The following is a 13,764-nucleotide window of genomic DNA, read 5'->3' on the forward strand; positions in this document are numbered from 1 at the left end:
ACCAATATCCGCATCGCCCATTTCTCAACCTACTTCCCGAAATCTGGAGCACTCGACATCTATGGCGCCGTTTGTATTGACCGTATCCTGCCAGTCCACTCGCGGCATTGTAGCGGCGATCTCGGGTTATCTGGCCGAGCAGGGCTGCAACATCGTCGATAGTTCCCAGTTCGACGATCTGCATACCGGACAGTTCTTCATGCGCGTCTCCTTCATCTCGGAGGAAGGTGCCAACGAAGCCAAGCTCGAAAAGGGCTTCGTACCGGTGGCCGAGAAATTCGGCATGAACTGGAACCTCTATGACGCTGCCCAGCGCATGAAGGTGCTGCTGATGGTGTCGCGTTTCGGCCACTGCCTGAACGACCTGCTCTATCGCTGGAAGATCGGTGCGCTCCCGATCGACATCGTCGGCGTGGTCTCGAACCACTTCGACTATCAGAAGGTCGTCGTGAACCACGACATCCCCTTCCACCACATCAAGGTGACCAAGGAGAACAAGCCGGAAGCCGAAGCCCGGATCATGGATCTGGTCGAGCAGACGGGAACCGAGCTCATCGTCCTCGCCCGCTACATGCAGGTTCTCTCCGACGACATGTGCCGCAAGATGTCGGGCAAGATCATCAACATTCACCACTCCTTCCTGCCAAGCTTCAAGGGTGCCAACCCCTACAAGCAGGCCTTCGAACGCGGCGTGAAGCTGATCGGTGCCACGGCCCATTACGTCACCGCCGATCTCGATGAAGGTCCGATCATCGAGCAGGATGTCGCCCGCATCACGCATGCGCAGTCGGCGGAAGACTATGTCTCGATCGGCCGCGATGTCGAAAGCCAGGTGCTGGCGCGCGCGATCCACGCGCACATCCACCACCGGACCTTCATCAACGGCAACCGCACGGTCGTCTTCCCGGCAAGCCCGGGCTCCTATGCCTCCGAGCGCATGGGGTAATCCATGACTGTTGTCATCGACGGAAAGGCAGCCGCCGCTTCGGTCATCGAAGCGGTAACCTCAGCGGCAACGACGCTCGAAAGTTCCGGCCACCGCAAGCCAGGGCTCGCGGTCGTGATCGTCGGAGATGATCCGGCAAGCCATGCGTATGTTGGCGCCAAGAGCCGCATGGCCAAGCAGTGCGGTTTCAACTCCATCCAGCACACGTTGCCTAAGGAGACCTCGCAGGAGGAGCTGATGGCGCTGGTTGCCTCGCTCAATGCCGATCCTCAGATCGACGGCATTCTGGTCCAGCTACCACTGCCGAAACATCTCGACAGCGAGCCCGTCATCCAGTCGATCCTGCCGGAAAAGGATGTCGACGGACTGCATATCGTCAATGCCGGCAAGCTCGCGACCGGCGATCTGAAGACCGGGCTTCTTTCCTGTACGCCGGCTGGCGCCATGATCCTGGTGCGCCAGATCCACGGCAAGGATCTCTCGGGCCTCAACGCCCTCGTCATCGGCCGCTCGAACCTCTTCGGCAAGCCGATGGCGCAGCTTCTGCTGAATGCCAACGCAACGGTCACCATTGGCCATTCGAAGAGCCGCGATCTGCCGGAACTCGCCCGTCAGGCCGATATTCTAGTGGCGGCCGTCGGACGTGCCGAAATGGTCAAGGCCGACTGGCTGAAGCCGGGCGCAACCGTCATCGATGTCGGCATCAACCGCGTCGCAGCTCCCGAAAAGGGTGAGGGAAAGTCCAAGCTGGTGGGCGACGTCGCCTTTGCCGAATGCAAGCCGATCGCCAAGGCCATCTCTCCGGTTCCCGGCGGTGTCGGGCCAATGACGATCGCCATGCTGATGGCCAATACCGTGATTGCTGCCCATCGCCGGGCGGGGGTTGCTGCGCCGAGTTTCTGATAGCGTACAACTGAAACCTTAGCCTCAAGGAGGGCGCGATGGGACTGGGTGTGGGGCTGATCGGTTCTGGCTATATGGGCAAATGCCATGCCCTGGCCTGGACCTCCGTCGCTACGGTTTTTCCGGATGTGGAGAGGCCAAGGCTTGTCGCACTCGCTGATGCGACGCCGGAGCTCGCGCAACAGCAGGCGCAGGCTTTCGGTTTCGGCAGAGGCACGGGAGACTGGCACGATCTCCTGGCCGATCCAGCGATCCACGTGATCTCGATCGCAGCCCCCAACCAGTTCCACGCGGAAATGGCTGTAGCGGCTCTGGAGGCTGGCAAACATGTCTGGTGCGAAAAGCCGATGGCCACATCCCTGGAGGATGCCACGCGCATGCGGGATGCGGCGAGTCGTTCCGGCCGAACGGCAATCCTCGGCTACAACTACATTCAAAATCCCATGATCCGGCTGGCCCGCGCGATCATTGACGAAGGCAGGATCGGAACGGTCAGCCATATCCGGCTGGAGATGGACGAGGATTACATGGCGGACCCCACCGAGCGCTTCTACTGGAAGAGCGAAAGGGCATCAGGCTATGGCGCGCTCGATGACTTCGCGGTTCACCCGCTCTCGCTGCTGTCTGTTCTCCATGGTCGGATCACCTCGGTCGTTGCGGATATGGCGAAACCCTATGCCGAACGTCCAGCGGCCGACGGCAAGACACGCTCTGTCGAGAACCATGATATCGCCCAGGCACTTTTCCAAACAGAAGGTGGCGCATCGGGCGTCCTGATGGTCAATCGTTCTGCATGGGGCAGGAAGGGTCGAATTGCACTGCAGATCTTTGGCTCGAAGGGATCAATTCTCTTCGACCAAGAGCGCATGAATGAGTTGCAGATCTACTCGACAGACGACCCAATCGGCCTTCAGGGTTAGAGCTGGCTCGGGAAATCTGCACAGCTAGGATAAGTGGAATTTCTGCCTGACTTCGGCTTAGATGCCGGGAACAGGAGATACCATGACGAGACGACCGCGCCGGAACCACAGCCCGGCTTTCAAGGCGAAGGTGGCACTTGCCGCCATCCGAGGTGAGCAGACGCTGGTGGAGTTGTCCCAGCAGTTCGATGTGCACGCCAACCAGATCAAGCAATGGAAAGACCAGCTCCTTGAGGGGGCGACGGGTGTGTTCGGCGATGAAACGAAGGCGGAGCCGACGGGTCCGACCATCGATGTCAAAACGCTGCACGCGAAAATCGGCGAACTGACACTGGAGAACGATTTTTTATCCGGTGCGCTCGGCAAGGCGGGATTGCTGGGCGGAAAGAAATGATCGACCGCGAGCACAAGCTATCCGTCGTGCGCCAGGCGAAGCTTCTCGGCTTCAGCCGTGGCAGCGTCTACTATCTGCCTCGTCCGGTGTCTGACGGCGATCTGGCCCTGATGCGGCGGATCGATGAATTGCATCTCGACTACCCCTTTGCCGGAAGTCGGATGTTGCAAGGGCTCTTGAGAGGAGAAGGTCTGGAGACCGGGCGGCTGCACGTCGCCACGCTGATGAAGAAGATGGGCATCGAGGCGATCTACCGTCGCCCGAACACCTCCAAACCAGCGCCAGGTCACAAAATCTATCCCTACCTCTTGCGCAAGTTGGCCGTCACCAGACCCAATCAAGTCTGGGCCATGGACATCAGCTACATCCCTATGGCGAGAGGATTTGTCTATCTCTGCGCCGTCGTGGACTGGTTCAGCCGGAAGGTTTTGTCGTGGCGGCTGTCGATCACGATGGAAGCGGACTTCTGCATCGAAGCGGTCGAGGAGGCGCTCGCCCGCTATGGCAAGCCGGAAATATTCAATACCGACCAGGGATCGCAGTTCACCTCCATCGACTTCACCGCCGTGCTGAAGAAGGCGGAGATCGCCATCTCAATGGATGGCAGGGGTGCGTGGCGGGACAACGTCTTCGTCGAGCGGCTCTGGCGGTCGATCAAATACGAGGAGGTCTACCTCCACGCCTACAAGACCGTATCTGAGGCCCGCCTGGGCATTGGCCGCTATCTGACCTTCTACAATAGCCGACGCCCACATTCATCCCTTGACCGGCAGACGCCGGATCAGGCCTACTTCAACGCGCTGGCACCAATGATGGTGGCGGCATAATCGAGGCGGAATCCACTTAGCAAGACGCCCGAAACTGTTCAGACAAACCGAGCCACCTCTGTTATCGCACATTGCTTGCCGCACCTCCCCATACACCTTATCGCCAGTTCATTCCCGCACCGGGTCATGGGTTGGGATTCAACGAACTGAAAGTGATCGAGTGCAATGAGCTTCTGCAGGCGATCTCCGGCGAACACGATGCCTATGTCATCGACTTCGAACGTGGCCTCGAAATAGAGCGCACAGTGCATGCGGCGGCACGATCGGCAGTATCGGGCACGTGGGTCAAGATCGAGCACGTTGACTTGCTGTGATCCCTGAGACGCTCAACGGCGAACTCTTCGCTAGTAAAGACGCTGTGTGTCGCGGCGTTTGAGACCGAGGTTATAACCTCTTACGATACATTCCGAGCGGAAATAATTGCCGCTCTCCCGCCATGTTGACGTCGGCCCAAAGCCAGGGCACAAAGATGGCATCCACGATCGCTCGCGACAGGAAAACAGAGCAAAATCAAAGGCTATTTTTCTAAACCTTTGAAATCATGTGAGAATCCAGGCTCTCCAGGCAGGTAATTTTCGTCTGCTTTCCGCCGGCAATCAGCGTCCGTTTCTCACAGAAAAAAGTGACGCCTTCTGAACTACTTGAGCAATCCCGGCTGCTGTTGTTCTGGCCATCCGTCGTGCTTGAAACGGACCTCGCCAAACTGGCCGGGGACCCGCAAGCACTGTCATTTATCGGCGATGATGGTGTTTCGCACGGCGGAAGCGGAAATTCAAAACATCGGGCGCTGCTGCCCGAGTTAGGCACATCGCGGACATCGGGGACCTTGACTGTAGAACCCAGATACAGCCGTAGATTGGAGGTGTTCCAAGCTTCCAACCCTTCGACGTTGCGGCACAGGATTTGAGAGTTACTGCGGCCCTAGCAGCGTGCTCATCTGAGCTTCGCTCGGCATCCCGGCGAAGGTATCGATCTTGCCTTCCTCGGTCTTGAAGACGATTGCCGGCGTGCCGCCGAAACCGAGCTCGGTCATTAAGGTGGCGTTGCGATCAAGCTTTGCAGCCGTGTCGCCATCGATCCTGTCTAGCGGGTGAATGCCGCCATCGGCATGTTTGCGCTCGTTCTCCGTCAGTGCTTCTTCCGGCGACTTCGCTTGAAGAATGGCCGCTGCCTTGGCGGGGGAATCCTGGCGGATCACGCCAACCATCACGTGGCGCAATTGGACTTTGCCGCTTTCGATCCAGGGCCGTGCGGCCAGCCAGAAGCGATTGCAATAGGGGCAATTGGGGTCGGTGAAGGTATAGACGATGCGAGGTGCATCGGGATCGCCGTCCTGAACCCAGGTTGCTGCCTCAAGTTTGGTCCAAGCGGCTTCGCTCAAGGGCTGTTCGACCATCTTTTTAAGTTGATCTTCTGCCATATCCTGCCCGTAGGCGTCGACAAGCGTTCCGACGACCACGTGTTGATTGTCGGGTGTCAGATAAATCGCCAGAGGCTGCGCACCGGCTTTGGCGGCGAAGCTTCTCAGACCACCCGGAACCTGCATCTCGCCGAGAATGCGGATGCCCTGCTGCTCAATCGTCTGGAGGATCTCGGGATAGGCCTTGTCCTCAGCCTCAGCACCGGTAGCCATGACGACGCCCATCAGAAGCGCCAGGGGGACTGTCGAAAATTGCATGGGACGGGGAAGTGCTTTCGACAGCATGATGCGATCCTTTGAATGTCTGATTTCTTTTGGTGGGTACCGAGATCAGGCCTCTGCGGGGCCCAGTACGACGATATTGGCGCCTGTCGGAACCTGGCTGTAGAGGTCTATGACGTCTTGGTTGAGCATCCGGATGCAGCCGGATGACGCAGCCGTTCCGATCGTCCAGGGTTCGTTGGTCCCGTGGATGCGATAAAGCGTGTCCTTGCCATTCTTGACCAGATACAGGGCACGCGCGCCGAGTGGGTTCCTGTCACCGCCATCCATGCCGTCGGCCCATTTGCCATAGCGACCGGGATCGCGCTTGAGCATATCGGGCGTGGGGGTCCAGCGGGGCCATTGGCGCTTGAAGCCTATGTGAGCGGTTCCGGAGAATTCAAAGCCGGCCTTGCCGACGCCAACGCCATAGCGGACAGCTTTTCCCTTCTCCTTGATCAAATAGAGAAAGCGATTTTGGGGATCCACGACGATGGTGCCGGGTGGATGCTCGGTCTTGTAGTCTACGATCTGCTTCAGAAACTGCTGGCCGATCCGTTGTGTATCGACAGCGGGGACGGGGAAGGGTTCGTTTCCAAGCGCCTTGTAACGCTCAAGGCCGGATGAGCGTGGTTCAGGTGCTGGCGGTTGAAAGGCATGCGGAGCAATGGGGCGGGTCGTCGGCCCGGTGGCGACGCAAGAAATGAGGCCGATCGAAACCAGACCCAGAGCGACCAATGTCTTCAGAGACCGGATATGAATAAAGCTAAGGTAGTCGGCAGATATGGGGCAGGGTGAGAAGGGTGCGGACATGTCGAGCGAGAAGCTCCTCGTGAGGTTTACCAGGCTTCGCTTCTCTCTCTCACCTTAAGGCTGGCTTAAGGCTCACCTCTCTCCCGTTGCATACCGCGCGATCGCTCACGCTTCTGAACCTGGCAGCTCCAGACAAACGCAGAAACCCGTCTGCCTCTGGAACGACATCCGACCACCAAGTTTTGTCAGGGCCATTTCGACAATCGAAAGGCCGAGGCCGCTTCCAAGCGCGTTCGCGCTGCTGCCGCGCTGGAAGCGGGCCATGAGGCGCTGCTCGTCCTTCTCATCGATGCCGGTTCCGGAATCGCACACGGCGATCGTGGTGCCTGTTACGGTCTGAGTGCCAATGATCCGGACGGATGAATTGCGCGGCGCATATTGCAGGGCGTTTTCGATGACATTGCGCAAGGCCAGCCGCATAAGAGTCTTTCCTCGGACGCTGATCACCAGGTCCTCTGCAATGTCGCTCTCAACCCTGATTTCCTTCGATGAAACGAGTGTCGCCATTTCGTTGCGCAGCTCTTCGACCATTGCTTTGACCACCACAGTTTCTGATGCCGATGAGCTATCCAATGAGTCGACGGCTGCGAGGTCTATAAGCTGGCGAACGAGGCGCCCGGTGCGGTCGACACTGAGAGAGATCTGGTTGAGGGCATTGGCGCGGACTTCATCGCTATCGCTGCGAAGGGCAACCTGGGCCTGGGTCTTCAAGCCGGATAGCGGCGTCTTCAGCTCGTGGGCCGCATAGGCGATGAAGGTCTTTTCCCGCTCGCGGGCCTCCTCCACGCGTTGGAACAGAGCGTTCAGGGAGCCGAGCAGGGGCATGATCTCGCGGGGTGCTCCGCTATCGTCGACAGGGTGGAGTTCGTCGGCTGAGCGCAGCGACAAGGCGTCGGCGACTTGTCGGAGGGGGGAAAGACCGCGCCCGACACTCAGCCAGATCAGACCGGCGAGAATGGGCAGGATCGCCAAGGCAGGAACGAGCTGGCCCTTGATGACGTCACCGACCAGCTTTTCGCGGATCTCGATGCTATCGCCGACGAGGACCCTGACACCCAGCTCGGGATTGATGACAGCGTAGACACGCCAGCGCTCGCCGTTGACGAACTTTTCGGCGAATCCGCTTTCGTGATCGGCGAGCGACGTGTTGGGCGCGCTCTCCGACCGGCTGACAAGATCACCCTGAAGGGACCAAATCTGACAGGACAATTGCCGGCTATAGTCTCCGTCATGCAGGCCGAAGCCTTCGGGTATGCCAGCAGCCTGCGCTGCATCGACGGCTGCTGCGACGTCGATATGGTGGTCGGTGATCAGCGAGCTTACCATGCGCGCCGCTTCCGTCAGACGCGCGTCGAGTACGCGTTCGACTTCACGCTGCGTGCTGAGATAGGTCCAAAGCACGGCAAGCAGCCATACGGCGCCCGTTGCCGCAAGCAGGATGAGAAAAAGCCGTAGCCGGATCGATCGCATCATGCTTTCCCCATGCGGTAGCCGACACCGCGCACGGTTTCGATAGAGGTGGCACCCAGTTTGTGGCGCAGCTTATGCACGTGTACCTCGATCGTGTTGCTCTCAATCTCTTCCTGCCAGCCATAAAGCCTTGTTTCCAAGCTCTGCTTGGAGTGAACCATGGTCGGATTTTCCATCAAGGCCACGAGGACGGCAAATTCGCGCCGCGACAGGCCAATCGTTTCTCCGTTTTTCAGAACCTCCATGCTGGCCGGGTCGAGAGTTATTTCTTCCCAGGTGAGCTTGGGTGTGGCGCGTCCCTCGGCACGCCGGGTAATGGCGCGTAGCCGTGCTGCCACTTCGTCGAGGTCGAAGGGTTTGCCGAGATAGTCGTCGGCGCCGGCGTCGAGACCATCGATGCGGTCGGTCACCGCATCCTTGGCCGTCAATAGAAGAACGGGGGTGCGGTTTCTGGCGGCGCGCATCGCGCGAAGCAGATCCAGCCCGGATCCGTCCGGCAACATGCGGTCGAGCACGATGGCATCGAAGCTATCGCTTTCAATTGCGGCCATCGCATCGGAAAGCGTGCTGACGGTGTCTGCCGAGAAGCCGGCGAGACCAAGCCCCACCTTCAAACCGTCGAGCAGAACCGCGTCGTCTTCGATGACAAGGATGCGCATCACACCTCCGTGAGAAAAATGTCGATTCAACGCATGGCCTGCCCAGCTTAAGCCTGCCTTAAGCTGCCCCGCAGAAACGGCCTCACATTCGACGCGTAACAAGGAATGATGGAATGCAGCTCTTGAGGCACTTGGCGATCTTCTTCTCCGTTTTGCTCGTCTCCGGAATCGCCATTGCCCAAACCGTGCCCCTCCAGATGGACGAGGCGTTTCGGCCGTCGCTGTCCCGGGTTTCCGCCACCGAAGTTGCCGTCACGTGGGAGATCGAGCCTGGCTACTATCTCTACCGGGAGTATCTCTCCGCCAAAAGTGACGATGGCAGCCCGCTGAAACTGGAGACGCCTGATGGAAAGATCAAGGAGGACCCGGGCTTTGGATCGACCGAGGTCTATTATGACACCGCCCGGGCGACGCTTGTCAGTGACGCGGCGACGATCGATTTGACCTATCAAGGCTGTCAGGATGGCGGGCTCTGCTATCCGCCTGTGACGAAAACGATCGACATGGCCAGCCTGCAGTTCAGCGACTCGGAGCACGGAAGTCCGATATCTTCCCAGACATCGAATGCACCGCAAAGCGGATGGTCGGGCTTCAGCGCTCAAGATCCGGACTTCACGCTCGCTCAGGATGAAGCAACGACCGGTGTCGATGGGCTCTTGGCGCGCGGCGGCTTGCCTCTGCTTCTGATTGGCTTCGTTGGTTTCGGCGTGCTTCTGGCCTTCACCCCCTGCGTCTTTCCCATGTATCCTATCGTTGCTGCCATGCTGTCGCGCGAAGGCGAGGCGCTTTCGCCGAAACGTGGTTTCATCCTTTCGAGCGTCTATGTCGGAGCGCTGGCATTGGCCTTTGGGCTGTTCGGTATGGTCGCGGCCTGGTCCGGGCAGAACCTGCAATTTGCCTTGCAGTCGACAACGGCCACCATTGTCATCGCAAGCCTGTTTCTGATCCTCGCCCTTTCCAACTTCGGGCTCTTCGAGATCCAGGTGCCGGCGGGGCTCAGCAGTCGGCTGTCGTCCGGGGGGCGCCGTGGCGGATCGCTTGGTGGGGCTGCAATGCTGGGCTTTACCTCCGCATTTCTTATCGGTCCCTGTGTCACCGCGCCACTCGCGGGCGCGCTTCTCTACATTGCCCGCACCGGAGATGTTCTCATTGGGGCGGCGGCTTTGTTCGCGCTCGGGCTTGGCAAGGGCCTCCCCTTGATCCTGATGGCAACGCTCGGCGGAAAGGCACTGCCGCGTGCCGGGGAGTGGATGGCAAGCATCCGCTCCGCCTTCGGCTTCGCTTTCATCGGAACGGCGATCTGGATGTTCAGCCCTCTTCTGCCTGAAACGCTAGTGTTGTTTGCCTGGGCGTGCCTGGCCGTGACCGTCGGAGTGTTTCTCTGGCAGATGCGGGTTGCGAATGCTTCTCCTGGCGCGGCTGTCATCTCGCGATCTGTGGCCACTGTTTCGATCGCCTGGGGAGCTCTGCTGCTCGTCGGCGTCGGCCTCGGTGCCCGCGATCCGCTTTCTCCTCTGGAGCCACTCACTATGAAGACCGGGGTCGGGCAGACGGTGACTGAAATCGCAAAATCGGACTTTGAAGCCGTCTCCTCGCCTCAAGCACTGACTTCGGTGCTGGCCGAGGCCTCGGCCGAGAACAGGCCGAGCCTCGTCTATGTGACCGCGGATTGGTGCGTCACCTGCCGCGCCATAGAGCGAACTGTTCTGCCGGACCAGAGTGTCTCGGCGGCCCTCCATTATGCGCGCCTGCTGACCATCGATATGACCTCGACCTCTCCAGAGACCGATGAACTCCTGAGGTCACTTAATGCCATTGGTCCACCGACGATGATCTTCTTCGATCACCAAAGGCAGGAAGTGGCCGGCACGCGCTTGGTGGGTGACGTAACGATCGATAAGCTTGCTGCCTCCGCCCGGGCGGCCAAGGGTACGCGCTGATGGATGTCGTGACACTGGGGCCGCTTGCCTTCGCATCCGACAGGCTGGCGGCGATCATCGGGATCTTCGTGTTCCTCGGGCTCGGCTCATGGCTTGCGCATCGCTATGACAAGCGGCTCGCGCCTTGGACGACCGCAGCGGTGCTGTCGGGCCTCATCGCAGCAAGGGCACTGCATGTCCTGATCCATCTCGACGGTTTTCTCACCGAGCCATGGCGCGCGCTCTATGTCTGGCAGGGTGGCTTTTCGATGATTGGCGGCGCGATGGGTGTCGCGATCACGCTCGTCTTTTTGTTGCGTGAATCCCGCCAGACGCTGCCGCTTGCAGCCGTGACGCTCGCCGCAGGATGCTTTGTCTGGTTCACGCTGACCATGCTCTGGCAGGCAGCCGAGGGGCCTGCAGCACCCCGCTTCACGCTGGCGAATCTTGATGGAACTCAGCTTGTCGCTTTGTCGGAGCGCGGTGGACGCCCCGCCGTCGTCAACCTCTGGGCAACCTGGTGCCCGCCTTGCCGCCGCGAAATGCCGCTTCTAGCGGAAGTGGCCGCTGTACGGACAGACGTCGATTTCATTTTCGCCAATCAGGGCGAAGGGCCATCGGTGATCCAAGCCTATCTCGACGATCAGAACCTTCAGCTCGAAACAGTTCTGGTTGATCCGGCCCAGTCGCTTTCGCGCCACTACGGAGCGCCTGGAATGCCGGTCACCCTTTTTCTTGGCGCTGACGGCCAGGTTGTCACCACCCATTTCGGAGAGATTTCGCGCGAGGCCTTGAATGCCGCCATCGCCAAACTGATCCCCGCAGACAAGGAATAGCAGAGAATGAGACTCACAGCTTTGCAGCCGGTGATCGGCATATTGAAGAAACTGGGCACAGCGGCGGGCCTCGCTCTCCTGCTTGCCGCCTGCTCGCAGACGACGGGCACGCCGTCTCAGCTATCTCCACCGCCTATCGATCCGGCGCTGCAGGCCATGTATGGCGAGGTGCAGGATGGCGAGGAGATCATTCCTGCTGTCGATGTCTCGAAAATGGATCCGCGCAATGTTCGCCAGATCGTCAACTATCGCACGTCCTATGTGCCCGGCACGATTGTGGTCGATCCCTATGCTCGCTTCCTCTATCTCGTGATGGAGGGCGACAAGGCGATGCGCTACGGTGTTGGCGTCGCCAAGGCCGGTTTGGAATTTGAGGGCGAGGGCGATATCAAGCGAAAGGCCCGCTGGCCGGGCTGGGTGCCGACGCCCAACATGATCGCCCGCGAGCCGGATCGTTATGGCCCACTGGCCCAGGGCTTGCCGGGAGGAATCGACAATCCGCTCGGTGCGCGCGCGCTCTACCTCTACCAAGGCGGAAAAGACACGCTCTACCGAATCCATGGCACCAACGAGGCCTGGTCGATTGGCCAGTCCGTCTCTTCGGGTTGCATTCGCCTTCTCAACCAGGACATCATCGACCTACACGCCCGTGTTCCGGAAGGGTCAAAGATGGTTGTCCTCACTGCCGAAGAATCCGGAAAGGGAGAATTCTGATGATGAAGCGTCGCATAATACTGACATCAGGGCTCGCCCTTGGCACGTTCGCCGTCTTCGGCCGTCGCCTGGCCTTCGGGCAACAGCTTACGAAGGACGAGGTCTTCAACGACAAGGACGCACCGTTTCTCGGCAATCCGAAGGGCGACGTCACCGTGGTCGAGTTCTTCGACTATCAGTGTCCCTACTGCAAAAAGGCCCACCCGACGGTGAAAAAGGTCATCGAAAGGGACGGTAATGTGAAGCTCGTCATGAAGGACTGGCCGATCTTCGGCGATGCCTCGATCTTCGCAGCCCAGGCGGTGCTGGGTGCGGCGCAGATCGGCAAATACGAAATTGCCATGGGTGCCCTGATGAAGACCAAGGGGAAGCTGACACATGATGACATCGAGAGCACGCTAACCGGTGCGGGCTTGTCCATGGATGAGATCGCTGTTGCCGTGAACCAACATGTCGAAAAAATCTCAGGCCTGTTGGACCGTAATTACGCGCAGGCCACGGCCTTCAACTTCGCGGGCACCCCGGCCTACGTCATCGGATCGAGCCTCTATCCCGGTGTGTTGGACGAAAAAGGGCTCGTCGATGCGATCGCGCGCGCGCGGCGGGGCTGAGCGGATGCGTTCTATCGAAAGAGTGAACCGGCGGAGTCTTCTCATCGGCACCCTTGCCGTCGTCCTCGCGCCTTCCGTGGAGGTGCAGGCGGCGTCGACAGTGGTCGGGCCGATACGCTCCATCCGGGACTATACCGAAGCGGTTGCCTTTGCCCGTATGCGCAATAGGTATGCGCTCGTCGATGTCGCTGCAGATTGGTGTGCCTTCTGCAAGACCATTGATGGACAGATCCTCGTGCATCCGAGGGTTCGGGCGCAGATGAATGACTTTGCGTTGTTCAAGATCGACGTGACCGCCTGGACGGCGGACAATGCCGTATTGCTTCAGTTTCTAAATGTGCAGGGTCCCCCGACGGTCTTCATAGTAGAAACAGGGCAGGGAAAAGAAGTTCCGGGTACACGTACCGTCGGCGAGTTTGACGTAAATAATCTGGTCGGCAGGTTGGAGATGGTACGTACATCGTAACGGTCTGGCACGCCACTATCAGCGACCAGGGTCTAACCGAGCCTGAAGTTTGTCTTGCCACGCACAGTGAATTGCAGCCTTTAAACGGCTGCTAAATGGGCGTTAGCTGATAATGCGCCCACCCCGCTGGATCGCGATTTGTTATGTGACTCTGCTTCCATGGTCCATTCGGAAGAGCTGGACCATTCTCTAGCGGCACTCACTCGGACACTACGGCATTTGCATCAAATTTCCGATTCTAGGACACAAGCGACGTGCCGGGGGCGCCCTGTCCCACGTCTGCTTTCAGGCGGGCACGACGGCAGCCTCTATGACCGACATGAAGGCGCAAAGCGGAAATGATCTCCGCAAGGTGCCGAAACTGAACTGTCCGCTGGTGCCATCTGAGCCACAGAAGCGGCCCTCCTGGCAAAGCGAACCGTGTAGGCAGGCGGTGGCGATGCAGGAGCACCGTTCGCGCCATTCGGTGCCCCGAGATCAGATTGCCCCGATTGGCACAGACCGGTGATGCCGATGCGATGGCCAAAGAGCGGGTTGCAATTATGAGTTGATGCCGTCTCCCCATCAGCACCCAAGCGTCTGCCCCCGGCCCCGATCGGGACCAG

At 59.4% G+C, this 13,764-nt stretch carries 13 protein-coding genes and 1 pseudogene; 10 read left to right on the forward strand and 4 right to left on the reverse strand.

The genetic code is table 11. The features are described from left to right. Positions 1 to 61 precede the first annotated feature (61 nt). The 5 genes and pseudogenes from purU (at position 62) to D4A92_RS25365 (ending at position 4,304) form a co-directional block, all read left to right on the forward strand. Positions 62 to 946, forward strand: coding sequence for a formyltetrahydrofolate deformylase (gene purU, locus D4A92_RS23720; RefSeq protein WP_203020436.1), 885 nt, complete (start codon positions 62 to 64; stop codon positions 944 to 946). A 3-nt stretch (positions 947 to 949) separates the two neighbouring features. Then, positions 950 to 1,849 carry a bifunctional methylenetetrahydrofolate dehydrogenase/methenyltetrahydrofolate cyclohydrolase FolD gene (gene folD / locus D4A92_RS23725; protein ID WP_203020438.1) on the forward strand — a complete coding sequence of 300 codons (900 nt, stop codon included), beginning with the start codon at positions 950 to 952 and terminating at the stop codon, positions 1,847 to 1,849. Positions 1,850 to 1,887: 38 nt separating this feature from the next. Further along, a pseudogene (locus tag D4A92_RS23730) lies at positions 1,888 to 2,745 on the forward strand (Gfo/Idh/MocA family protein); the annotation flags it as partial. A gap of 106 nt (positions 2,746 to 2,851) precedes the next feature. Beyond that, positions 2,852 to 3,990 (forward strand): IS3 family transposase gene (locus tag D4A92_RS23735; protein WP_203019473.1). Its coding sequence is split into 2 segments (ribosomal slippage): positions 2,852 to 3,110 and positions 3,110 to 3,990, totalling 1,140 coding nucleotides; the frame shifts between segments, so codons are not numbered across the junction. Positions 3,991 to 4,142: 152 nt separating this feature from the next. Next, on the forward strand, positions 4,143 to 4,304 hold the full coding sequence (locus D4A92_RS25365; RefSeq protein ID WP_203020440.1) for a hypothetical protein: 162 nt from the start codon (positions 4,143 to 4,145) through the stop codon (positions 4,302 to 4,304). A gap of 596 nt (positions 4,305 to 4,900) precedes the next feature. Here the strand turns inward: D4A92_RS25365 and dsbG are convergent. The 4 genes from dsbG to D4A92_RS23760 form a co-directional block, all read right to left on the reverse strand. Next, positions 4,901 to 5,695 (reverse strand): thiol:disulfide interchange protein DsbG, encoded by a 795-nt coding sequence (gene dsbG / locus D4A92_RS23745; RefSeq protein ID WP_203020442.1) that lies wholly within the window; start codon positions 5,693 to 5,695, stop codon positions 4,901 to 4,903. 45 nt (positions 5,696 to 5,740) lie between these two features. Then, complete coding sequence (locus tag D4A92_RS23750) at positions 5,741 to 6,484, reverse strand: L,D-transpeptidase (protein WP_348649899.1); 744 nt, start codon at positions 6,482 to 6,484, stop codon at positions 5,741 to 5,743. Between the two features lie 105 nt (positions 6,485 to 6,589). Then, on the reverse strand, positions 6,590 to 7,957 hold the full coding sequence (locus D4A92_RS23755) for an ATP-binding protein (protein WP_246754142.1): 1,368 nt from the start codon (positions 7,955 to 7,957) through the stop codon (positions 6,590 to 6,592). Beyond that, positions 7,954 to 8,613: a response regulator gene (locus D4A92_RS23760; protein WP_203020443.1), complete on the reverse strand. Its 660-nt coding sequence runs from the start codon at positions 8,611 to 8,613 to the stop codon at positions 7,954 to 7,956. The genes D4A92_RS23755 and D4A92_RS23760 overlap by 4 nt, the downstream gene beginning before the upstream one ends. 113 nt (positions 8,614 to 8,726) lie before the next feature. On the opposite strand from D4A92_RS23760, the gene dsbD reads away from it, so the two are divergent. From dsbD to D4A92_RS23785, 5 genes are read left to right on the forward strand one after another with little or no spacing between them, the layout of a single operon-like run. After that, entirely contained in the window at positions 8,727 to 10,553 is a 1,827-nt protein-coding gene (gene dsbD, locus D4A92_RS23765; RefSeq protein ID WP_203020445.1) for a protein-disulfide reductase DsbD, read from the forward strand. Beyond that, positions 10,553 to 11,368 carry a TlpA disulfide reductase family protein gene (locus D4A92_RS23770; protein WP_203020447.1) on the forward strand — a complete coding sequence of 272 codons (816 nt, stop codon included), beginning with the start codon at positions 10,553 to 10,555 and terminating at the stop codon, positions 11,366 to 11,368. Before dsbD ends, D4A92_RS23770 begins: the two co-directional genes overlap by 1 nt. Before the next feature lie 6 nt (positions 11,369 to 11,374). Then, entirely contained in the window at positions 11,375 to 12,082 is a 708-nt protein-coding gene (locus D4A92_RS23775; protein WP_203020449.1) for a L,D-transpeptidase, read from the forward strand. After that, entirely contained in the window at positions 12,082 to 12,693 is a 612-nt protein-coding gene (locus D4A92_RS23780) for a DsbA family protein (RefSeq protein WP_203020451.1), read from the forward strand. The genes D4A92_RS23775 and D4A92_RS23780 overlap by 1 nt, the downstream gene beginning before the upstream one ends. 4 nt (positions 12,694 to 12,697) lie before the next feature. After that, complete coding sequence (locus D4A92_RS23785; RefSeq protein ID WP_203020453.1) at positions 12,698 to 13,159, forward strand: thioredoxin family protein; 462 nt, start codon at positions 12,698 to 12,700, stop codon at positions 13,157 to 13,159. The last annotated feature ends 605 nt before the right edge of the window (positions 13,160 to 13,764 follow it).

Origin of the sequence: Rhizobium rosettiformans (assembly GCF_016806065.1) — a bacterium.
Lineage (GTDB): Bacteria > Pseudomonadota > Alphaproteobacteria > Rhizobiales > Rhizobiaceae > Allorhizobium.

Excerpts from the sequence above, each read along its gene's own strand:
- purU (WP_203020436.1), top strand. The coding sequence starts at position 62 with ATGGCGCCGTTTGTATTGACCGTATCCTGCCAGTCCACTCGCGGCATT.
- folD (WP_203020438.1), top strand. The coding sequence starts at position 950 with ATGACTGTTGTCATCGACGGAAAGGCAGCCGCCGCTTCGGTCATCGAA.
- dsbG (WP_203020442.1), bottom strand. The coding sequence starts at position 5,695 with ATGCTGTCGAAAGCACTTCCCCGTCCCATGCAATTTTCGACAGTCCCC.
- D4A92_RS23750 (WP_348649899.1), bottom strand. The coding sequence starts at position 6,484 with ATGTCCGCACCCTTCTCACCCTGCCCCATATCTGCCGACTACCTTAGC.
- D4A92_RS23755 (WP_246754142.1), bottom strand. The coding sequence starts at position 7,957 with ATGATGCGATCGATCCGGCTACGGCTTTTTCTCATCCTGCTTGCGGCA.
- D4A92_RS23760 (WP_203020443.1), bottom strand. The coding sequence starts at position 8,613 with ATGCGCATCCTTGTCATCGAAGACGACGCGGTTCTGCTCGACGGTTTG.
- dsbD (WP_203020445.1), top strand. The coding sequence starts at position 8,727 with ATGCAGCTCTTGAGGCACTTGGCGATCTTCTTCTCCGTTTTGCTCGTC.
- D4A92_RS23770 (WP_203020447.1), top strand. The coding sequence starts at position 10,553 with ATGGATGTCGTGACACTGGGGCCGCTTGCCTTCGCATCCGACAGGCTG.
- D4A92_RS23775 (WP_203020449.1), top strand. The coding sequence starts at position 11,375 with ATGAGACTCACAGCTTTGCAGCCGGTGATCGGCATATTGAAGAAACTG.
- D4A92_RS23780 (WP_203020451.1), top strand. The coding sequence starts at position 12,082 with ATGATGAAGCGTCGCATAATACTGACATCAGGGCTCGCCCTTGGCACG.
- D4A92_RS23785 (WP_203020453.1), top strand. The coding sequence starts at position 12,698 with ATGCGTTCTATCGAAAGAGTGAACCGGCGGAGTCTTCTCATCGGCACC.